Origin of the sequence: Nocardioides sp. Soil796 (assembly GCF_001429525.1) — a bacterium.
Classification (GTDB): Bacteria; Actinomycetota; Actinomycetes; order Propionibacteriales; family Nocardioidaceae; genus Nocardioides.
Map to the genome: position 1 here is coordinate 57,735 of NZ_LMSQ01000001.1, position 19,213 is coordinate 76,947.

Annotated in this window: 18 protein-coding genes and 4 pseudogenes; 11 read left to right on the forward strand and 11 right to left on the reverse strand. The window is 67.5% G+C overall.

What is annotated here, in order from left to right:
- The 3 genes and pseudogenes from ASH02_RS26805 to ASH02_RS00215 all read left to right on the forward strand — a co-directional run.
- A pseudogene (locus ASH02_RS26805) lies at positions 1-133 on the forward strand (lipoyl synthase); the annotation flags it as partial.
- Position 134: 1 nt separating this feature from the next.
- Positions 135-336, forward strand: a pseudogene (locus ASH02_RS26810) (lipoyl synthase); the annotation flags it as partial.
- Positions 337-391: 55 nt separating this feature from the next.
- Complete coding sequence (locus ASH02_RS00215) at positions 392-1,099, forward strand: DUF4191 domain-containing protein (RefSeq protein ID WP_056678511.1); 708 nt, start codon at positions 392-394, stop codon at positions 1,097-1,099.
- A gap of 32 nt (positions 1,100-1,131) precedes the next feature.
- Here ASH02_RS00215 and ASH02_RS00220 read toward each other — a convergent pair whose 3' ends face one another.
- From ASH02_RS00220 to ASH02_RS00230, 3 genes are all read right to left on the reverse strand, one after another.
- Complete coding sequence (locus ASH02_RS00220; RefSeq protein ID WP_056678513.1) at positions 1,132-1,560, reverse strand: hypothetical protein; 429 nt, start codon at positions 1,558-1,560, stop codon at positions 1,132-1,134.
- A gap of 122 nt (positions 1,561-1,682) precedes the next feature.
- Positions 1,683-2,543 carry an LppX_LprAFG lipoprotein gene (locus tag ASH02_RS00225; protein ID WP_156393523.1) on the reverse strand — a complete coding sequence of 287 codons (861 nt, stop codon included), beginning with the start codon at positions 2,541-2,543 and terminating at the stop codon, positions 1,683-1,685.
- Between the two features lie 10 nt (positions 2,544-2,553).
- The gene (locus ASH02_RS00230) at positions 2,554-2,955 is read right to left on the reverse strand and encodes an RDD family protein (RefSeq protein ID WP_056891207.1); all 402 of its coding nucleotides are present in this window, start codon (positions 2,953-2,955) and stop codon (positions 2,554-2,556) included.
- Positions 2,956-3,153: 198 nt separating this feature from the next.
- On the opposite strand from ASH02_RS00230, the gene glnA reads away from it, so the two are divergent.
- The 3 genes from glnA (at position 3,154) to ASH02_RS00245 (ending at position 6,542) form a co-directional block, all read left to right on the forward strand.
- Complete coding sequence (gene glnA / locus ASH02_RS00235) at positions 3,154-4,584, forward strand: type I glutamate--ammonia ligase (protein WP_056678523.1); 1,431 nt, start codon at positions 3,154-3,156, stop codon at positions 4,582-4,584.
- Positions 4,585-4,976: 392 nt separating this feature from the next.
- Positions 4,977-5,252, forward strand: a complete 276-nt coding sequence (locus ASH02_RS00240) for a helix-turn-helix transcriptional regulator (RefSeq protein WP_082563595.1) — start codon at positions 4,977-4,979, stop codon at positions 5,250-5,252.
- A 96-nt stretch (positions 5,253-5,348) separates the two neighbouring features.
- Positions 5,349-6,542: a tyrosine-type recombinase/integrase gene (locus tag ASH02_RS00245; protein WP_235532521.1), complete on the forward strand. Its 1,194-nt coding sequence runs from the start codon at positions 5,349-5,351 to the stop codon at positions 6,540-6,542.
- Positions 6,543-6,661: 119 nt separating this feature from the next.
- Here ASH02_RS00245 and ASH02_RS00250 read toward each other — a convergent pair whose 3' ends face one another.
- Together ASH02_RS00250 and ASH02_RS00255 are read right to left on the reverse strand one after the other, a co-directional pair.
- On the reverse strand, positions 6,662-7,885 hold the full coding sequence (locus ASH02_RS00250; protein ID WP_056678525.1) for a hypothetical protein: 1,224 nt from the start codon (positions 7,883-7,885) through the stop codon (positions 6,662-6,664).
- Positions 7,882-9,162, reverse strand: coding sequence for a hypothetical protein (locus tag ASH02_RS00255; protein WP_056679442.1), 1,281 nt, complete (start codon positions 9,160-9,162; stop codon positions 7,882-7,884). Before ASH02_RS00255 ends, ASH02_RS00250 begins: the two co-directional genes overlap by 4 nt.
- A gap of 443 nt (positions 9,163-9,605) precedes the next feature.
- Here ASH02_RS00255 and ASH02_RS00260 point away from each other — a divergent pair, with 443 nt between their 5' ends.
- From ASH02_RS00260 to ASH02_RS00270, 3 genes are all read left to right on the forward strand, one after another.
- Entirely contained in the window at positions 9,606-10,304 is a 699-nt protein-coding gene (locus ASH02_RS00260) for a hypothetical protein (RefSeq protein ID WP_056678527.1), read from the forward strand.
- Positions 10,297-11,388, forward strand: a complete 1,092-nt coding sequence (locus ASH02_RS00265; RefSeq protein ID WP_156393524.1) for a helix-turn-helix domain-containing protein — start codon at positions 10,297-10,299, stop codon at positions 11,386-11,388. The genes ASH02_RS00260 and ASH02_RS00265 overlap by 8 nt, the downstream gene beginning before the upstream one ends.
- 161 nt (positions 11,389-11,549) lie before the next feature.
- Positions 11,550-12,836 (forward strand): hypothetical protein, encoded by a 1,287-nt coding sequence (locus tag ASH02_RS00270; protein WP_056678532.1) that lies wholly within the window; start codon positions 11,550-11,552, stop codon positions 12,834-12,836.
- A gap of 25 nt (positions 12,837-12,861) precedes the next feature.
- Here the strand turns inward: ASH02_RS00270 and ASH02_RS00275 are convergent, their stop codons facing one another.
- From ASH02_RS00275 to ASH02_RS00295, 6 genes are all read right to left on the reverse strand, one after another.
- Entirely contained in the window at positions 12,862-13,467 is a 606-nt protein-coding gene (locus ASH02_RS00275; RefSeq protein WP_056678536.1) for a hypothetical protein, read from the reverse strand.
- Positions 13,468-13,627: 160 nt separating this feature from the next.
- Positions 13,628-14,038, reverse strand: a complete 411-nt coding sequence (locus ASH02_RS00280) for a hypothetical protein (protein WP_156393525.1) — start codon at positions 14,036-14,038, stop codon at positions 13,628-13,630.
- Between the two features lie 101 nt (positions 14,039-14,139).
- Positions 14,140-14,313 carry a hypothetical protein gene (locus ASH02_RS26530; RefSeq protein WP_185254947.1) on the reverse strand — a complete coding sequence of 58 codons (174 nt, stop codon included), beginning with the start codon at positions 14,311-14,313 and terminating at the stop codon, positions 14,140-14,142.
- A gap of 10 nt (positions 14,314-14,323) precedes the next feature.
- Positions 14,324-15,352: a DUF4192 domain-containing protein gene (locus ASH02_RS00285; protein WP_056678543.1), complete on the reverse strand. Its 1,029-nt coding sequence runs from the start codon at positions 15,350-15,352 to the stop codon at positions 14,324-14,326.
- A gap of 17 nt (positions 15,353-15,369) precedes the next feature.
- Complete coding sequence (locus ASH02_RS00290) at positions 15,370-15,759, reverse strand: single-stranded DNA-binding protein (protein ID WP_056678545.1); 390 nt, start codon at positions 15,757-15,759, stop codon at positions 15,370-15,372.
- A gap of 247 nt (positions 15,760-16,006) precedes the next feature.
- The gene (locus ASH02_RS00295) at positions 16,007-16,462 is read right to left on the reverse strand and encodes a hypothetical protein (RefSeq protein ID WP_082563665.1); all 456 of its coding nucleotides are present in this window, start codon (positions 16,460-16,462) and stop codon (positions 16,007-16,009) included.
- Positions 16,463-18,594: 2,132 nt separating this feature from the next.
- Here ASH02_RS00295 and ASH02_RS00305 point away from each other — a divergent pair.
- Positions 18,595-18,990, forward strand: a pseudogene (locus tag ASH02_RS00305) (DUF932 domain-containing protein); the annotation flags it as partial.
- A 1-nt stretch (position 18,991) separates the two neighbouring features.
- Positions 18,992-19,213 (forward strand): annotated as a pseudogene (locus ASH02_RS26820) (DUF932 domain-containing protein); the annotation flags it as partial.

Sequence of the window (19,213 nt, forward strand, 5' to 3'; positions counted from 1 at the left end):
AGTGCTGGCCCACAACGTCGAGACGGTCCCGCGGATCTTCAAGCGGATCCGTCCCGCGTTCACCTACGAGCGCTCCCTCGGCGTGATCACCGCGGCCCGCGAGTTCGGCCTGGTCACCAAGTCCAACCTCATCNCATCACCATCACGCAGTACCTCCGTCCCTCGCTGCGCCACCACCCGGTGGAGCGGTGGGTCAAGCCGCAGGAGTTCGTCGAGCTGATGGAGGAGGCCGAGGACATCGGCTTCTCCGGTGTGCTCTCCGGGCCGCTCGTGCGGTCGTCGTACCGCGCCGGCCGCCTCTACAAGCAGGCGATGGAGCGGCGCGAGCTCGTCTGACGTAGTCTCCACCCCGCACTGATTCGAACTGATTGATATCCAGAAGGCCAAACACATGTCGACCCCTGTGGCACCCGAGAACATGAAGCGCCGTCAGCAGCTCGTGCAGACGTACAAGATGGCGAAGAAGTCCGACACGAAGATCGGGCTCTGGATGCTCGGCGCCTTCATCGTCGGCGCCGCCATCGGTTTCGGCCTCTTCTACATCCTCCCCGGATCGGGCGTGCTCGGCCTGGTCATGGCCATCGTCGGGGCGCTGCTGTTCGGCATCCTCTTCATGATGATCGTGTTCGGTCGCCGGGCGCAGAAGGCCGCGTTCAACCAGATGGACGGCCAGCGTGGCGCCGCCGCAGCAGCCCTGGGCATGCTCCGCCGTGGCTGGAAGACCGACCCCGCAGTCGCCTTCACCAAGCAGCAGGACGTCGTGCACCGCGTCATCGGCCCGCCCGGAATCGTGCTCGTCGGCGAGGGCTCCCCCGCCCGTGTCAAGCAGCTGCTGATCAACGAGCGCCGCAAGCACGAGCGGGTCGCCTCCGAGACGCCGATCCACGAGATCGTCTGCGGCAACGGCGAGGGCGAGGTGCCGCTGCCCAAGCTGGTCAAGCACGTCACCAAGCTCGGCAAGAACATCAAGGGTGCCGAGATGACCGACCTGCTCTACCGGATCAAGGCACTCGACGCGAACCGCTCGAACATCCCGCTGCCCAAGGGCCCGGTGCCGACCAACATGAAGGGCCAGCGCGGCAACCTGCGCGGTCGCTGACCCCGCCGAGCCACTCGCGTGTGCACCCTGCCTCAGGCAGGGCAGACGGTGTTCATCGCGGCGCCCGCCCAGACCCCGAGCATCTCGTCGGCCAACGTCGAGCCGGCACCGAAGTACTCCAGGCCCTTGCCATTGGCGCCGTTCGGGTTCATCTTCCCCTCGTCCTTCGGGTCTCCGATGGTCCGCGTCTCCATGAGCTTGATCGCGACCGGGAGCCCGGCCTCCCGCAGGGCGGCGTAGCCGGCGTCGACCTGCTCGTCGCACGACGGGGTGAAGATGCCGAACATGGCGGCACCCTCCTCGGCGTTGATCACCAGCCAGTTCGCCGAGGTCGGTCCGTTGAGGCTGTACATCGGGATGTAGCAGTGGTGTGCGCTGGCGCTCGTGGTGCCGAGTGCGACGGCGGCCACGACGCCGGCACCCGTGATCACGCTTCGTCGAATGATCCTGCTGGCGTTCATAGGGCGACTCCTCCGTCCAGACCCCGGCCTGTCCGGGATCGGCCTTCGAGTCCACCAGACCCGCCAGCGCACCCACATCACTCACATTGGTGAACCGGTGGATGGGGTTCGTCGTACGCCGGTCAGGGCTTGGCGGCACCCGTCGGGTAGGGCTGGACCTTGCTCGCCGGCGGAGCCACGATCTTCACCGGCTCGCCCCACTTCGACATCTTGAGCTCCATGGAGCCCTGCGCGTCGAGCTCGGCGGTCATCTTCGCGAGACGGCCCTCGTCGTCGAGCCACACGTCGTAGTCGAGGGTGTCGGGCACCTTGCCGGCCTGGTCGCCGAGCGTCTTCTTGAACGCCTCGGTGTTCGTGGTCAGCACGTAGTGCCGGGTGTGCGCGCCGTCGACGGAGTCCTCGCCGACCAGGGTGACCTTCTCCAGCCCCTGGCCGAACATCTCGACCGTCGACTTCGGGTCGAACGACGAGAGTCCGCCGAGGCTGGCGGCCATCGGGTTGTTCGGGTCGTCGAGGTCGATCTTGTAGAAGACGTCCTCGGTGCCGGCGCCCAGCATCGGCATCGCCAGGTACATCCCGTCGTCGACGACGCGGGCCTGGATCGACTGCTCACCGAAGGCAGGGGCCGACATCTCCATCGACATCCTGGGCTTCTCGCCCGTGTAGTCCACCTGGCCGGTGGCGGTCATCACGAGGCCGGCGTTGACCAGCTCCATGGTGATGTGCGCGGTGTCGATGCCCTTGAACGCCGACTCGATCTCCTTGGCGAACTCCTTGGCGTCGACCTCCTCGCCCACCGGGGCCACGCTGCTCGACGTACCGCCGTCGCCGGAGGAGTCGACCGACGCCGAGGTGGACTCCTCGGAGGAGCCCGCCTTGCCGTCGTCGTCGGGTCCGCAGGCGGTGACGCCGAAGATCAGCAGCGGGACGACCGCGGCGGTCGCCAGACGGTGCCGGGCGGGGCGACGGTGAAGAGTGCGCATGCGCACCAATCTAACGGCGGTCCCCAAGATCGCCGGAAGCGTCTCGTAGCAGCACCGTGGACGTGCCAGCCACCATGTCGTGGAGGCCGCGGCCGTCCGGGCGGAACACCAGCGGCGGGATGAACAGGGCGATCATCACGCTGCGGATCAGCGCGTGCAGCAGGTCGACAGGTGCCCCGCTCCCGTCGAAGCGTACGACGCGCAACCGGGCCACCTGCTTGCCGAACGAGCCGCCGACGAACGCGGTGAGCACGGTGCTCTCGAGGATGAACACCGCCATCGTGTAGAGCCCGGAGAACCGGTCGCTGCTCCAGTCCTCGATGCCCATGAAGAGCATCACGACCAGGGTCGAGGCGATCCAGTCGATGAGGAGGGCGAGCATCCGCTGGGCCCAGGAAGCGGTTTGTGGCACGGCGAGAACCCTACCTGCGGTGGATTGGGTCTCATTCACGGCTCAGGTGTTACATGCGCGAAACAAACCGGATACGGTCAAGAAACTGCCTGTGGCTACTTTTACGGGCAACCACTGGTGCAGTGCCGCACCGGAAATCTGATCCGCTCGAAAACTTGCGGTCGCACCAGTCCCCTGGGCTGCGGCCAAGGAGGACGAATGTTCGCGAATAGCGACGAGCTTCTGAAGTACCTCAAGGACGAACGCGTCGAGATGGTCGACGTGCGCTTCTGCGACCTGCCCGGTGTGATGCAGCACTTCACCGTGCCGGTCTCGTCCTTCGACCAGTCGGTCTTCGACGACGGCCTCGGATTCGACGGCTCCTCGATCCGCGGGTTCCAGGCGATCCACGAGTCCGACATGCAGCTGTTCCCGGACCCGACCACGGCGTACCTCGACCCGTTCCGCGTCGCCAAGACGCTGGTCGTGAACTTCTTCATCCACGACCCGATCACCGGTGAGGCCTACTCGCGCGACCCGCGCAACATCGCCCGCAAGGCGATGGCCTACATGGCCAGCACCGGCATCGGCGACAAGGCGTTCTTCGCCCCCGAGGCCGAGTTCTACGTCTTCGACAAGGTCCGCTTCGCGACCAATGCGAACGAGGGCTTCTACCACATCGACTCCGAGGCGGGCGCCTGGAACTCCGGTTCCGTCGGCACCGAGGAGAGCCCGAACCGCGGCTACAAGGTCAAGTACAAGGGCGGCTACTTCCCGGTCGCGCCGTACGACCACTTCGGTGAGCTGCGCGACGAGATGGTCATCGAGCTCGAGAAGTCGGGCCTGCTGGTCGAGCGTGCGCACCACGAGGTCGGCACCGCCGGCCAGGCCGAGATCAACTACAAGTTCGACGAGCTGCTCAAGGCCGCCGACGACGTGATGAAGTTCAAGTACATCATCAAGAACGTCGCCTGGCGCAACGACAAGACCGCGACCTTCATGCCGAAGCCGATCTTCGGCGACAACGGCTCCGGCATGCACGTGCACCAGTCGATCTGGAACAACGGTGAGCCGCTGTTCTACGACGAGACCGGGTACGGCGGCCTGTCCGACATGGCCCGCTACTACATCGGCGGAATCCTGAAGCACGCCCCGGCCCTGCTGGCGTTCACCAACCCGACGGTGAACTCCTACCACCGCCTGGTGCCCGGCTTCGAGGCCCCGATCTCGCTGGTCTACTCGCAGCGCAACCGCTCGGCCTGTGTCCGCATCCCGATCACCGGCTCGAACCCGAAGGCCAAGCGCATCGAGTTCCGTTGCCCCGACCCGTCGGCCAACCCGTACCTCGCCTTCTCGGCGCTGCTGCTGGCCGGCCTCGACGGCATCAAGAACAAGATCGAGCCCGCGGACCCGATCGACAAGGACATCTACGAGCTGCCGCCGGACGAGATGGCCGACATCGCCCAGGTCCCGACGTCGCTCGACGCGGTGCTGAAGGCCCTCGAGGAAGACCAGGACTTCCTCACCGTCGGGAACGTCTTCACCCCCGACCTGCTCGAGACCTGGATCGACTACAAGCGGACCCAGGAGATCGCGCCTGTGCAGCAGCGTCCGCACCCGCACGAGTTCGAGCTCTATTACGACATCTAACCGGGCCGCCGGCTGCGGTCGTTCAGGAACGCTGAACAACCGCAACAAACAGCCGCTGACCTGCAGAAACGCCGCTGAGCGACCCTTTGGTCGCTCGGCGGCGTTTGCTGTTGCTAGCCGCTCGCCTGTTACAAATCCAGTACAAATCTCGGGAGCGCCACCTTCCGCCAGGCTCGTCTCTTGGCGCTCCCCGGGCGGTCCACCCTGGGGGTCTCGGCGTAACTCGGTCGCCCGAATCGTCGCCGTCGCATCGCATGAGCTGACAACCGTCGTAGCGGATGCTCGGCGAGCGCGTTGCCAGATCATTTCCACCTGCGTGATCGCTCCCGCGCGGTTGTCGGACATAGGTGCCCGTAGACCAAACGTTCGTCAACGCCGCGAGGAGGGGCTTGATGATGGCAACAAACTCGAACGTGCCGACTGCGGAACCGGGAGTCTTCGGTCCGCGGCGTCGCGGAAACGCCAGCAGCCGGTCACCCAGGCTGGTCGATGCGCAGGAACTGTGGGACATCGACGATGTCGCGTCTTACCTCGGCGTCACCAAGCAGACCATCTACTCGTGGCGGACGACAGGCTACGGTCCCGCCGGCTTCCGTGTCGGCAAGCACCTGCGCTGGCGAGCAGCAACCGTCATCAATTGGACGGTTCGACTCGAGGAGAATCAGTGATCCCGACGGGTCCTCGGCCAGACCCGGGACCGGCGATAGCGACGGGACATCCGGCAGCACGACTTGTCCCTCGATCGGATTGTGCCGAGGACAGCCATGGCCAGCGTTAGCTCTGGCAGGCCAGCCGACGACGGCAGCCCTCGTTACGTCGTCAACTACCGAGATCCCGAGGGGCGGCAACGCCGCAAGACCTTCCGACGCAAAGCCGAGGCGGTCGCGTTTCGCAACACAGTCGAGGCGGACAAACTCCGTGGAACCTATCTTGATGTCGACGCGGGCAGGATCTCGTTTCGGACGTATGCCGAGGAGTGGCTGGCAAGCCGGACGTTCAGTCCGCTGACCTACGAGGCGACCGAGCTGCGACTCAGGCTCCACGTGTTCCCGACCCTCGGACACCTCGAACTTCGCCAGATCAAGCCGTCGACGATCCAGAAACTTCTCCGGTCGATGGAGATGGCCGAAACCTATCGACGCGTCATTTTCTCAAACGTGTCCGCCATCTTCTCTGCTGCAGTCGATGACGACATGATCGCCAAGAATCCCTGCAAGGCGAGTTCAGTGACACGGCCCGCCACGTCGCGACGAAAGGTTGTGCCGTGGCCGTCAGAGTGGGTTTCCTCCATGCACGACGCGCTGCCACCGCAGTACAGGATCGCGGTGACGTTGGGTTCGGGACTTGGACTGCGTCAAGGCGAGGTTTTCGGCCTGGCAGTCGAGGATGTCGATTTCCTTCGTGGAGTTGTCGAGGTGAGGCGTCAGGTCAAGGTCTTCGGTGGCAACCGCCTGGTCTTCGGTCTGCCGAAGGGCGACAAGACCCGGACCGTCCCACTGCCCGAAAGTGTCGGGACGGAACTCAGCAGCCACCTCGCCGCCTACCCGCGGCGCAGTGTCACGCTGCCGTGGGGCGCGCCCGAGGTTGAGAGGAAGTCGAGCGCGGGGCTCATACTGACGACACGCGAACGCTCGGCCCTCAACCGCAACTACTTCAACACGCGCCTCTGGAAGCCCGCGCAGGCGCGCGTGGGCATCGAGCAGGTGCGGGATAACGGCATGCACGCCCTCCGCCATTGGTACGCATCCGTCTTGCTGGACGCCGGCGAGTCGATCCGCGCGGTTTCTGAATACCTAGGACACAGCGATCCAGGCTTCACCTTGCGGACGTACACGCACCTCATGCCCAGCAGCTCCGAGCGTACGAGGGCCGCCATCGATCAGGCATTCGCGGAAGTGCAGGATGAGAAGCCCACGGCAGTGAATGGCGATGGCATCACCGAACTCGGCGCACCCTGAGAAGATCGACACCCGCAAGCAGCGAGTAACCCTGCACAAGGTTGGTCTTCTACAGAGAAGGTCGATGACCCAACAGGTAAGACGACAATGGGACCCAGGGCCAAGAAGTTCAGCGCCAGCTAGGTCGCATCCGATCCATCGGCTGTGTCAGCCTCAGCAGCATTCGTCGCCTGACTCGCCGTCGACCTCTTGGCCGGGGTCTTCTTCGCGGCCATCGCGCCCGCGGAGGCCTTCGCTGCGCCAGCTACGGAGACCTCCGCAACCGACTCCCCCAGCAGGTAGGCGCGAGCTTGTACCCGAAACTCCGGGTCGATGCCGGTCGCGGTCACCAGGAACCCGCAGACGTCCGCGACCAACTTGGCGGCGATCTCATCGAACTCGTCACCGAACGCGTTCGAGAGCGTCATCCGCTGCCGCGCCGCGGCGAACGCGGACGCAGCCTCGGCCTGCCGGAGCGCGTTCTGCATGTGGTCAGGGCGCCGCATCAGCCGGGTGACGAGCTCCCGGAGCGTCGGGTAGTACTCAGGCAGGTGGTCGCGCTCCTTCGCGCCGTCAGGGCGTAGTGACTGCAGGAGCTGAGCGACCTGCTTCTTCTCCTTCAGCCCGGTCGCGCCGCCGTACAGATACTCCTGGAGCCCGCGGTCGGGGTCAGAAAGGAAAGCACCTCGCACGTGCTCGGTGACCTTGATGAGGGTCACCAGGTACAGCCACGCCAGGTCGAAGAACAGCGACAGGTGGTCGGGGTCCTTCGGCTTGAGGAACTTCACCGCGTCAGAGAGGTGCGCGACGAGCTGGAATGGGTTGCGGTGGTCGTCGTAAATCCAGTAGTCGAAGTCGCGGTAATCGATGAGCGGCTTCAACCGCTTGTCCAGGTTCGTGTACGCCTTCAGGTGCGCTTCTGCTGCGGCCTTGTCGAACAAGATGGCCAGCGGGCTGCCTTCGGGCACCGGCGGACCGTGCAGGGTCTGCATGTGGGCCAGGTCCGCTGAGGGGAGCACCGTGATGCGGAGCTTGTCCGACAGCTGCCTGGTCGAGTCGAGGACCTCGTGCTCGCGCACCAGCATGGCGTCGTCGGCGCCGAACAGGTCAGCGACACCGCGGACCCAGAACATCCGGGCGGTCGGCTTGTCCGACTTGCCAGACTTGCAATCAGCGATGGTCGTCGACAGCCGGTACCCCGGCGTGACGGAGACCCCGAGAACGTCTAGGTCGGTGAACGTCTCTGCCGGCCCTCCGTCAGCACGCTCGTGACCACGCAGCACCACGTCGAGTCGGGTCGAGAAACCCATCGACCACAGGAGCGACCGGACGCCTACCTTCAGGCCCAGATCGAGCTCGCTCACAGAGACCTCGTTCCCATCGCCGCCTCGAAGATCTTGTCGAACTGCTTCGCCGAAGGCTGCGCACTTTTCCGGAGCCGATGCACGGTCTGCATCGGCGCCACGTACGACCGGTCCGACGCCAGCGTTTCCCGCGCCAGCGCGTCATCGACCCGGTGCTCGACCAGCTCACCGTGCGTCAGCAGCTCCCGCGCAAGCTTCAGCGCCTCCCGGTTGTCGGCGGTGTCGATGAACCGAGGAGTCACCCACCGACCGCCAGGCAATGTGTCCGGAGCGAACTCGATGAGGCGGGCGTTCCGCATCAATTCATACTGCCGCTTGTGACCGCTGTGCGGCGCCAAGAACCCCCGGTTCGGGTCCAGCAACTTGTCGATGACGTTGATGAGCCCGGCTGCATCCAGACTCGAATACCCACCGAACGACTCCGCGCACCGCAGACACGCGATGACCGCGAGCGCCTTGTCCAGAACGGGCTTGCGGGCGGTCAGGAGCTTCCTATCCGCGATGTATGGCAGCGCAGCGAACGGCTGCGCACCCCCACCAGGAACGGTCACGGCCGGCGCCATGATGAGGCCCTTCGCAACCGCGTCGGTCAGCAGCGGGTGCGTGGTCGGAGAGATGGCCAGCCCCTGCTTCGCCCGGACCGCGGCGAACTCCTCCGCGAGCTGATCACCACCGTGACTGTTCACGAGCTCTCCGAGCAGGGCCGGGTTCTCGAACCCGAAGAATGGCGAGTACACGATGTCGCCGTCGATGGCCTGCACTTTTTGCATCAGCCCGGAGTCCATGGCCAACTGCACGATCAGCGGGACATCGGCGTGGTCCAGCGCGAAGGTCGACTCGAGCTCCTCCAGCGGCACCGGGGCCTCGGACAGCCCGTCGACAACCACCAGGAGCTGCTTCTCTAGTTCGGTCGGGTTGCGGTCCTGCCACACCTCCCCGAGCCGCGTGTACAGATCGTCGTAGTAGGGGACGTTCTCGGTGAAGGTCTGGATCTTGCCGCCCGAGCGCTGGATACCGCTTACGAACCCGGCGTCGCCCAGGAGCGTGACCACTTCGTTGAACGCCAGCATGTCAACATCAAGCTGGCTGGCCGCGATCGACATCAGCGCCTGCGCGTCCTTGATGACGTCGTTGCCGCGGATGAGGCCCGCGACGGTCGCCGCCATCCCGACGATCCGGGTGTCAACCAGCGGCTGCAGCACCGGCGAGTTCGGGTCGACGTTCCGCACGCCGGAGTGCACGTCCTGGCAACGCAAACCCTCGTCGAAGTGGTCCATCGTCCTGTCCCCGTAGTTCTTCATGTTCGCGCGCGGCAACGGCAACCACACGGACCACATGCGCTTCCTTCGGCGATTCTTCCAGCGCCCACGTTCGATCGCCTAAGAGATTCGGAGTGCCATTCGACCTTTCTGGCGGCGAAACGCCTGGCGAATGCCGCTGCTCGAGTGGCTGATGTCGAGCCTCGCCGATATGCAGACCGACCGTGGCTGGGGAGCATGGCGCGACGCGTACGACGATCTACCTCAGCTGGCGACTATCCCGCCCGAGGTCGCGAACACCCGGACGTCACCGCGACCGAAGTGGAGGAGATGGCTTCTGGCCGGCGACCCGCAGGGTCAGACACAGACGACTCGGCAACACCCACGAGCAGTCCGGAGCCGATCTGCCCGGCACAAATGCTACGCTTTCATTCCCAGAGCATTCCGAGCAGAGGATCGAGATGACTGCATCGAGCGAGGCGAACGAGTTCCCGGTCACCGCGCCGGCGAGCCACGAGGCGGTCGCGCAGGCAGTGGGGAGGCACCTTCCACTCTTCGGTCAGGTCCTCATCGAAGCGTGGGGCGGGTTCGCGACCACCCGCCGCTTGGCGGCGCCGCAGATGGCCTTTGCCGGCGCCTCCTCGCGCGGGATGCTGGTCTCGGACTTCACTCGTGAGCCGGCCCACCGCATCTTCAACCGGGTGCCTGAGGCCACCGTGGAGGACGACCAGTTCGGCCGGCCGTGGGTGAGCCTGGCCGGCGGCGGTCTCAGGGTCCGGTTCCGCAAGCTCACCTCCGAGCTCGGCCTGTGCCGCAGCGACTCCGACCGGGCGCTCAGCCTGGCCTACCACCTCGGCGACCCGTGCCTGCCGGGCATGGAGACGTTCACCGTCCTGACCGCTGGCTACGTCCTGGACACCGCCGAGGAGAACATCTCGCGCCTCGAGTTGGTCTGCCATCTCGGCTTCACCGACGTCTTCTACTCTCTTCCGATCCCACTCACCAGCATGACCAGCACGACCCCTGTTGTTGGCTCGGTCGCCGGCCCGGTGCAGATGCCGCTCGCGCCGCTGTCGCCACCGATCATCCGCTCGGCGCAGACGGCCGCTGCCAAGCGCCTCGCAGCCGGCTCTCGCCCCGGAGGAGGTCGTGGTGTCTGACCAGGCACGGCCGCGGATGGTGACCCTCGTGCGGGAGTCGCTCGGCCTGACTCAGCTCGACCTGGGCGAGGCCGCCGGTCTGAGCCAGGGCTACATCTCCAAGGTCGAGTCGAGCCTGCTGCCCCTGACCGGTGAGAACCTCCTCAAGGTGGCGGACGCGTTGAAGTGCCCGGTCGAGCTGCTGGTCGACGACACCCCCGTGCAGGGGCTGGAGGTCACCTGCATGCACCACCGGCGCCGGCACTCCAAGATCAACGCCTCCACCAAGCGGCGCATCGAGGCCCTCACTCACCTGACCCGGGTCTCTGTCGAGGGCCTGCTGCGCGGCATCGAGCTCGTACCCGACACCGAGCTGCACCGTCTCGACCTCGACCTGTTCGACGGCGACCCCGCGGCCGCGGCACGCGCCGTACGCGCCTCCTGGCGAGTCCCGACCGGCCCGATCCACAACGTCGTCGAGGTGCTCGAGGCCGTTGGCATCATCGTGGTGGCACGGTCGCTGGTCACCAACGCCCAAGACGCGGTGTCCACCTGGCCACGTGACGGTGGGCGCCCGCCGATCATGGTCGTCAACCTCGGTCTGCCGGCCGACCGGCAGAGGTTCACCACCTGCCACGAGCTCGCTCACCTGCTCCTCCACACCATCCCCGAGGACGACCAGGAGAAGCAGGCCGACATCTTCGCTGCGGAGTTCCTCGCCCCGGCCGAGGAGATCGCACCGCAGCTGGCCGGCCTGACCACCCGCGACTTCCCACGGCTCATCCAGCTCAAGGCCCAGTGGGGCATGTCGATCGCGGCACTGATCCGGCGCGCCTACGACCTCGACGAGATCTCCGATCGGCAGTATCGCCAGTTCCAGATCCGGCTCAACCAGCTGGGCTGGAAGCAGCTCGAGCCCGGTGCCCTGCCGGCCGAAACTCCCAGCACCCTGACCAGGGTGATGGAGGTGCACCTGAGCCAGCACGGCTACACCATCGACGAGCTCGCCAAGACCGCCGGGATGCTCCCAGCCCCGTTCAAGGCCCACTACCGACCGCCCCGCGAGACACCTCCCGCGACCCCGCTACGGCTGGTGCAGCCATGAACGGCCAGGCACACAACCCGGCCGCTGACGCCGACGGCGCAGTCGTCCACAGGAACGATCAGACAGCGACTCATGCACAACCGCCGCTGAACACCGTCGAGCCGTCGGCCTCGCGGCCTAGGCTGTCCACACCCAGCCAGGTGGAAGGAGCAAGACCCCGGATGCAGATCCGCAGCAGCATCCACCGCGGAGCCCGCGACGACAGCCACGCCCACCCGGCCGCAGGGCGCGGTGTAGTGATCGGCCGCGAGGTCGACGTCCTGTCCGGGCAGATCGGAGAGGTCGGGGCCAGGTCCGCCGCAGGCCGCTTTCCGAGCCCGAACCCGCTGTTCGCAGGCTGCCCGTCCCTTTTCTTGCAGACCGCGTGCGCGACACGTCACCTCAGCGCCGCGGCTGCCCTGGTCGCGGTTGAGGAGACCGGCCTCCTGCTCACCTTGAACCCGCGGATGAAGGACCGCATCAAGGAACTGCGGCGCGTGGTCAGTGAGTGCCGAGTCACGATCGCCGCAGCCGCTCCTGCCGATGCATCCGCCCAACCGGTGCGCGCGGAGATTGTCGTGCTAGCCGACGCAAACAGGTATGCCGGGAAGAACCGAGCTGTCGCCACGGCTACGGGCTCAAACCTCGACCCGGCATGGGTCGCCGTGCAGCGCGAGCTCGGCCTTTCCGCGGCCCTCACTGATTCCCCCTACGTGCCGGCGGAGAAGCAGACGGCTCTTGCCGCGGTTCTCGACGAGGCACGCGCTCTCGGGCCTGACGTGGTCGCCGTGCTCCCACTCCATCTCGACTGGCTCAAGAAGGACGTCGCCAGCCTGATCGCCGAGATCAACAAAGCCGCAGTCCCGGTCGCGCTGGTGCTCGAGCACGACAACGACCCACTCGGCGTCCAGGACGCCGTCGCCGGACTGGTCCGACTGCTCGCCGAGGCCGAGGTCAAGATCGCGTTGCTGCGCTGCGACATCTCCGTGATCGGCGCAGTCGCCTTCGGTGCGAGCCTCGGCGCCGTCGGGACGACCACGGCGCTGCGACACCTCTACCCGACCAAGGAGAAGGGCGGCGGGTTCAACGGCGGAGCGCGGATCGGGATCTACGTGCCCCGTTCGATGGCCTACCGGGCCCTGGACACTCTCAACACCGCGATCGCGCTCGACCAGGAGCACCAGGAACGATGGATCTGCGGGTGCCATCGTTGTTTCAACCGGCCCCTGAGCCACATCCACGACGAGGTCGCGGCATACCAGCACTCACTGACAGCCATCGCAGAGCTCGGCCAGAACATCCTCGACGCCTCGAGCCCGTTGCACCGTCAGCACGCCTGGGTCGGCCAGTGCAACCACGCGCAGGTCACCAACATGGAGATCGCCGCAGAGACCGGCCTTAACTGGGATCCGCCCAAGTTCCAGGGCGCGTGGCACAAGCTCGCGCCGAGTCTGCCGCCACTGTCCTAGCCTCCGGCTCAGCCGCAGCGCTCGTTCAGCAGGCTGGCGTGACGCCCGTTCGGAGAGCCACGTCGAACAGTTGCTCCTCCATCAGGCGACGTTGGTGCGCAACCCCGCCCTCGGAGTGCTTGGCGCGTCCGAGGCCCTCGACGACCACTCGAGCGCCGACCGGGTTGACCTCGGCCACGGTGAACCCGTAGTAGTCGCACTCGAAGACATCCCAGCCATCTGCCCCTGGGGGCGAGGGGACGGCCGCGACCGCCGATGCGTAGGCCGAGGCAGCAGCTAGTGCACCCCGCGCCGCCGACAGCGGCCACAGGGTTATGAAGGCCTCCATGCGCAGGACGGCAGGCTCGATGTGGTCGCGCCCGTGCTCGAGCCGGTCGGCCAGGATGGAGCGGTACAGCACCGGACCCCGCCCAGTCGCGACCCGCCCCTCAAGAGCCTCGACGTCCCACGACACCACCGGCACCAGCAGGCCGTCGCAGAACCACACCGCCGGCAGGCACACCCCTGCACCGACCACGTCACGGCGTACGAACTCGGCGGCCTCGGCCGGCTGCAGATCGTGCCAATGCGCCAAACCGCGTGGCGTGGGCTTGGCGATGCCGAGCCGCTCCCGGGTCAGCATCTGCACCACCCCCAACGATCCTCTCCACCCACGTCACTGCGGTGCGCCTGAGCCGCGCCCCGGGCGACATCATCCGTCAGCGCGACCGCGGGGGTAACCCCCCACCCCCGCAACGAGACGCCGCCGCCAGCTGCTAGTCGGCGGGCCGAATGGCCCAACGCCCGGAGTATCACGACACACCTGCTGGAGTGACTACGCCGCGGCCCGCGAACCTACCCGCCCGCGCAGTGGGCAGCTCACGCAACATGACCTTCGCTTGAGGGACCACTCGCATCCCTCGGTCCTGGCCGAGCGAGCTGACGAACACCCAGTCATCAGGCTTCATCCCAACCCGCTCCATCAACAGCTTCGGCAACGTCACCTGCATCACCTCCGTCACCATCCGCGGTCGAACAGGGTCACGCCGCGCCGCGGCGCCGGGATCGTCCGGAGCCGGCACCGGCGTGAGCACAAGAGCCCACCGCCGGTCATCAGCAAGGCCCACCGTGACCCATACCCTCGGCCTGATCCCCGACAGCACCGCCAGCTCCATCGGAAGTCCAACACGACGTTTCTCGTTGACGCGCCGGGACACCTCCATAGTGTTCATACTAACACTACGCGAGCCTGATGCTGAGGAGACACACTTCGGACAGGGATGGCTTTCACCTCTCACGATTCACCTCCGGTCGGCGCAGCTGCTCACGCCTCGCCTCCCCACAGCAGGTCGAGGTCCGGATCGTGGATGACGTCGAGGCGCTTGTCGGGGGCGTAGGCCGTGGGCTCAGGCACCACCAGGCGGCGCAGCTGGCGCTCTGTCGCGCTTAGCTGGGTGGCGTCTATCTGGTCGATCGGGTCTGTGTCGTCGTAGTTCATCGCGGTCTCCTCAGCGGCCCGGGGCCCGGCGGTCGGTGGTGGGCTGGGTGCGCGGCAGATCCCGCTGCTTCTCGGGAGGCTTGGGCACGAAGGACTCGTCGAGCTCGCCGGCGAGGTCCCGCATCTGGGTCTGATACCGCTCCCACTCGCGAGGGTGGATCCCGTTCTGCAGGGCGGAGGCGACGACGGCGGCCATGGAGTAGGGCCGGTCGGCGGGCACCTGGTCGAGTGCGCACCAGGCCTTGGCGCCGTCGCCGTGCAGCCAGCTGGCGAAGCCGAGCATGGAGGCCGGCGCCGCGCGGACCTCGTCAGGGGCGCGGCGGGTGAGGTCGTTCCAGATCGCCATGTGGGAGGTGTGGTTCTCCTTGGTCATGCCCTCCCACAGCGCGTCGCGGGTGCCGATCTTCTCCAGCGCGAGGAGCATCCGTGCGCCGTCGACGTCGGAGAGCCGGTTGCCGTCGGTGTGGAACTGCTCGAGACGGTCCAGGGCCCAGTCCCGCTCCGCGGCCGGCGAGCTGGCCGCGGCTTCTGCTCGAGCTGCGGGGATCAGCTGGGCGATCGGCTCGCGGTCGCCGACCATGGAGGCGGCCAGCGAGGACCGGCTGGAGGCCGGTTGGGCGGCGCCGGACAGCACGGTCGTGGCCGCGATCCGCTCGGCGGTCGCCTGGGTCTGCAGCCCGGTGGTGCCGGTGTTGAACTCCCGCCACCGCTCCCCGTCGGAACACAGCCGGATCTGGGTGGTGATGCCAACGGTCTCGAGTCGGTTGGACAGGTGCTGGCTGGCCAGCTCGGCGCTGCGGCGGTCCCCGGTGAAGCAGAGGATGCCCAGCCGAGCTCCGGGGCGGGCGTGGCGGCCGTAGGGGCCGCTGATGGCGTCCCAGACCTCCTCGCGGGCGGTCGCGCTGGTCGGGAGGTCGACGCGGGTGATCGGGAGCCCGGGCCCGAACGGGACCAGGACGATCGACTCCTCGGGCTTGAAGCCGAGGACATGCGGGACGGCGGCGAGCAGCTCGTCCGGGGACTGAACGACGAGATCCATCGGAACCCTCCCCGCGGTCAGCTGGCCTGGGCCGGGCGGGCGGCGCGATCGATGCGCGCGGAGACGTACTTGAGCGAGACGCCGACCTCGCCGAAGCGGCTGTCGACGACCACGACGTCCTTGGTGCGCTTCTCGCCGGTCTCCTTGTCCGGCCAGCTCTCGGTGCGCTCGAGGCCGTGGACGAAGATCGGGTCGCCGGATCCGCAGCTGTCGTGCACGTGGGTGGCGGCCGAGCCGAAGATATTGAAGTTGTGGGCAGTGGGCCCGTCGTTGACCCACTCCCCCTCGTCGTTCTGCACGCGCCGGTTGACCAGGACCCGGCAGCTGACGAACGGCTTGTTCTCGCGGGTGTAGAGCAGCTCGGGAGCCTCGGCCAGGTTGCCGGCGAAGGTGACGGTGGTGGACATGAGTTCCTCCTAGGTGACTGCGAGACGTCGGAATCGGTCCCGCAGTCACCTAGGTCCCGTCGGGCTCCCGCAGCGATCACCTGGGCCGAACTTGTTCGTTTCCGCTCGTGCTCGCGAAGGAGCTGCTCCTCAGGGCGCAGTGAGGGCGCAAAGAAGCGCCCCGACCGGCTCTCGGGTACCGGATCGGGGCGCTGAGAAGGACGCGAGAGGCAGGGATCGACACAACTGTGCCGGCCACCAGCTGGGCCTACCGTGCCGGCCGCCGCCGCGGCGGTCGGTTGCTGAGCTTCTGCGGTGGCGGAGGCAGGTCGTGGCCGAGCCGCCGGCGGGATTCCTCGCCCGCGGCGATCACCGCTTCCTGGGCGAACGCGGAGCGGGCGAGCATCCGGCCGAGCTCCTGGCGGTCGGCCACGAGCGCGTCTTCGACGGCCTCGATGGTGGAGGCCGGCAGGTCGTGCTTCTTGTTGAAGCTCTTGCGGGTCACGCTGACCAGGGCGGGATGCTTCTCGCTGGCGGCCGCGAGCTCGGCGCGCTGCTGGGGCGAGCGCCGGGCGTGCAGCTCGAGCGCCTGGGCGAGCCAGCCGACGAACGATCCGGGCGAGTCGGGGTCGGTGTCCAGGTCGGCGACGTAGGCCGATCGGGCGAGGTCCCACACGCCGGGCTTCCAGTAGATGCCGACCGGGGTCGTGGTCTGGCTCCTCATGCCGCCACTCCCCTGGCCCAGCGCCAGCTGCAGCACCTGGCGCTAACACCAACGCCGCTGCATTCCCGGGCGGGGCCGTGTGCAGCCGTTCCCACTCTCGCTCGATTCCTTCCGTCCAGACAGCTACGAGGGTGCAGCTGCGCCGCGTCGCCGCAGCGGAGTCCGCCTCCGTAGGAGCGGGGTGTTCCCCACCCTCCGGACGTGCCCACCTTTCCACAGGTTCGCGCTGTGAGCCGGTAGGCGTCGGCCCCGTTGGGAGACTTGGTCCTGTCAGTTCTTTCTATTCTACTCACGGAGGACAGCCGCATGACCGACACCATCCAGACCGACGCCGTCACCACCACTGAGGGCACCGACGCCGCCCCGGCTGAGGAGTTCCTGCACCTGGACCCCGCCGACATCATCATCGGCACCAACGTCCGCACCGACCTGCGACCCGACCACAAGGAGTTCCGCAAGTCGATCAAGGAGCGCGGCGTCATCGAGGCCGTCACGGTCTACCGCAACGATAACGGCCAGTACGTCCTGCTGCGCGGCCAGCGCCGCACCGTGACCGCCGCCGACGTCGGCACCCCGACCGGCCTCATCCCGGCGCGGGTCGTCCCCCAGCCCGCCGAGACCGACCGGATCGGTGACCAGATGGTCGAGAACATCCACCGAGCCGGGATGCGCGAGACCGAGATCGTCGCGGGCGTGGAGCAGCTGGCCCTGCTCGGCGTGAGCGCAGCGCAGATCGCCAAGCGCACCAGCATCGACCGCCCGACCGTGAACGCCGCCCTGGCGGTCACCAAGGCCGACCAGACCCGCAACCGNCGACTCCGGCGATCTGACCTTGGAGGAGGCCGCGATCTTCGCCGAGTTCGAGCACGACCCCGAGGCCGTGGAGCGCCTGGAGTACGCCAAGCGCTTCCGCCGCTCCCTGACGCACGAGGCACAACAGCTGCGTGACGAGGTCGCCGAGCGCGAGGCCGACGCCGCCGAGGTCGAGCGGCTGCGCGGCGAGGGCCTGCCGGTACTGACCGCCGAAGAGGTCGCGGCGGCTGACGAGGTGCTGCGCATCGAGCGTCTGCTCAACGCCGAGGGCGAGCCGGTGCCGGAGGAGGAGTGGCCCAGCGTCCCGGGCGCTCGCGTCCACGTCGTCAAGGAGTGGGTCTACCCCGAGGACGAGTACGACGAGAGCGAGGACGACACCGACGACGAGGCCGACGACGAGGCCGACGACTACGAGCCCGCCGAGCCCTACCAGCAGTACGTGCCGGTGTGGGTCGTTACCGACCTCGACGCCTCCGGCCTGCGGCGTCGTGGCGGCGTCAGTGGCGGCGCGAGCAGCGGCAGCACCGCCGACGAGGACGCGGGCGAGAGCGAGGAGGAGGCCGAGGCCCGCCGCGAGGAGCGCCGCCGTGTGATCGCCTACAACAAGGCGTGGGCCAGTGCGGAGACGGTGCGCCGCGAGTGGCTGGCCGGGTTCGTCGCTCGCAAGACGGCCCCGGAAGGAGCCGAAGCCCTGATCTGCGAGGCGGTCGTCACCGGCCACCACTCGCTGAGCAAGGCCATGGACCACCGGCACCCGATGCTGTTCACGCTGCTCGGCATCCCGGCCCCGACCGGCTACTACGGCGCAGGCCAGGACGAGTGCCGCAAGATCACCACCAAGGCGACCACTCCGAAGGCCGCGACCATGACCACGCTCGCCGCCGTCGTCGCCGCATGGGAGGCGACCACCGGCAAGCACTCCTGGCGCAACCCGAGCGCGTGGGACGCCCGCGTGCTCGGCGCGCTCGTGGAGTGGGGTTACCAGCCCAGCGAGGTCGAGTGCATCCTGCTCGGCGAGGAGCCCGAGCCGGACGCCGACACGGAGGGCGAGGCCAACGCCGACGAGGCCAGCGACAGCGCCGCCTGACGCGTCGCCCCTCCCCCACCCGAGGCCGGTTCTCCCTGTGGAGAACCGCCCTCAGTGGAATAGAAACCATAGAATGAACTCAGTTCGTTTGATCCGCTACCCGGGAGGACCCCGCATGTCACACGAGATCGAGACCCACGGCACGCACGCTGCCGCCGTCTTCGCCCGCAAGGACGCCTGGCACCGGCTGGGCACAACCGTCCGCGACCGCGCATTCTCCGCCGAGGAGGCCATGACGCTCGGCCACCTGGGCGGCTGGGAGGTGCGCAAGTTGCCGCTCACCACCGCCGAGGTCAGCGAGGGCGGCGTCACGCCGATCGAGGTCCCCGGGTTCGCCACGGTGCGCACTACCCCGTTCACCGGCCAGCCCGAGGCGCTCGGCGTCGTTGGCGGCGGCTACACCCCACTGCAGAACGAGGACCACGCCGAGTTCCTGAACCTGCTGGCCGACGAGTCCGGCGCGATCTTCGACACAGCCGGGTCGCTACGCGGCGGGCGGCAGGTGTTCATCACCATGCAGCTGCCGAACTCACTCACGGTCGGCGGCACCGACCGCGTCGACCTCAACATCGCCGCGCTCAACAGCCACGACGGCACCAGCGCGTTCCGCATCCTCGTCACCCCGGTCNCACGAGTCGTCGTTCTCGATCCGCCACACGCGCAACGCCAAGGCCGCCGTCCAGGCCGCCCGCGACGCGCTCGGGCTGACCGTCACCTACGTCGACGCGTTCCAGGTCGAGGCCGAGCGGCTGATCCAGCAGACCATGACCGACGCCACGTTCGACGCCCTGATCGACGCCACGTTCGGCAAGGCCGAGGGCAACGCCACCAACCGGGTCCGCGAGACCGAG

Bases quoted from the DNA above. Each gene is read 5' to 3' on its own strand.
- ASH02_RS00270 (WP_056678532.1), top strand. From the start codon at position 11,550: ATGCAGATCCGCAGCAGCATCCACCGCGGAGCCCGCGACGACAGCCAC.
- ASH02_RS00290 (WP_056678545.1), bottom strand. From the start codon at position 15,759: ATGTCCACCACCGTCACCTTCGCCGGCAACCTGGCCGAGGCTCCCGAG.
- ASH02_RS00280 (WP_156393525.1), bottom strand. From the start codon at position 14,038: ATGGAGGTGTCCCGGCGCGTCAACGAGAAACGTCGTGTTGGACTTCCG.
- glnA (WP_056678523.1), top strand. From the start codon at position 3,154: ATGTTCGCGAATAGCGACGAGCTTCTGAAGTACCTCAAGGACGAACGC.
- ASH02_RS00285 (WP_056678543.1), bottom strand. From the start codon at position 15,352: ATGGATCTCGTCGTTCAGTCCCCGGACGAGCTGCTCGCCGCCGTCCCG.
- ASH02_RS00255 (WP_056679442.1), bottom strand. From the start codon at position 9,162: ATGGACCACTTCGACGAGGGTTTGCGTTGCCAGGACGTGCACTCCGGC.
- ASH02_RS26530 (WP_185254947.1), bottom strand. From the start codon at position 14,313: ATGAACTACGACGACACAGACCCGATCGACCAGATAGACGCCACCCAG.
- ASH02_RS00260 (WP_056678527.1), top strand. From the start codon at position 9,606: ATGACTGCATCGAGCGAGGCGAACGAGTTCCCGGTCACCGCGCCGGCG.
- ASH02_RS00240 (WP_082563595.1), top strand. From the start codon at position 4,977: ATGATGGCAACAAACTCGAACGTGCCGACTGCGGAACCGGGAGTCTTC.
- ASH02_RS00220 (WP_056678513.1), bottom strand. From the start codon at position 1,560: ATGAACGCCAGCAGGATCATTCGACGAAGCGTGATCACGGGTGCCGGC.
- ASH02_RS00215 (WP_056678511.1), top strand. From the start codon at position 392: ATGTCGACCCCTGTGGCACCCGAGAACATGAAGCGCCGTCAGCAGCTC.
- ASH02_RS00245 (WP_235532521.1), top strand. From the start codon at position 5,349: ATGGCCAGCGTTAGCTCTGGCAGGCCAGCCGACGACGGCAGCCCTCGT.
- ASH02_RS00295 (WP_082563665.1), bottom strand. From the start codon at position 16,462: ATGAGGAGCCAGACCACGACCCCGGTCGGCATCTACTGGAAGCCCGGC.
- ASH02_RS00225 (WP_156393523.1), bottom strand. From the start codon at position 2,543: ATGCGCACTCTTCACCGTCGCCCCGCCCGGCACCGTCTGGCGACCGCC.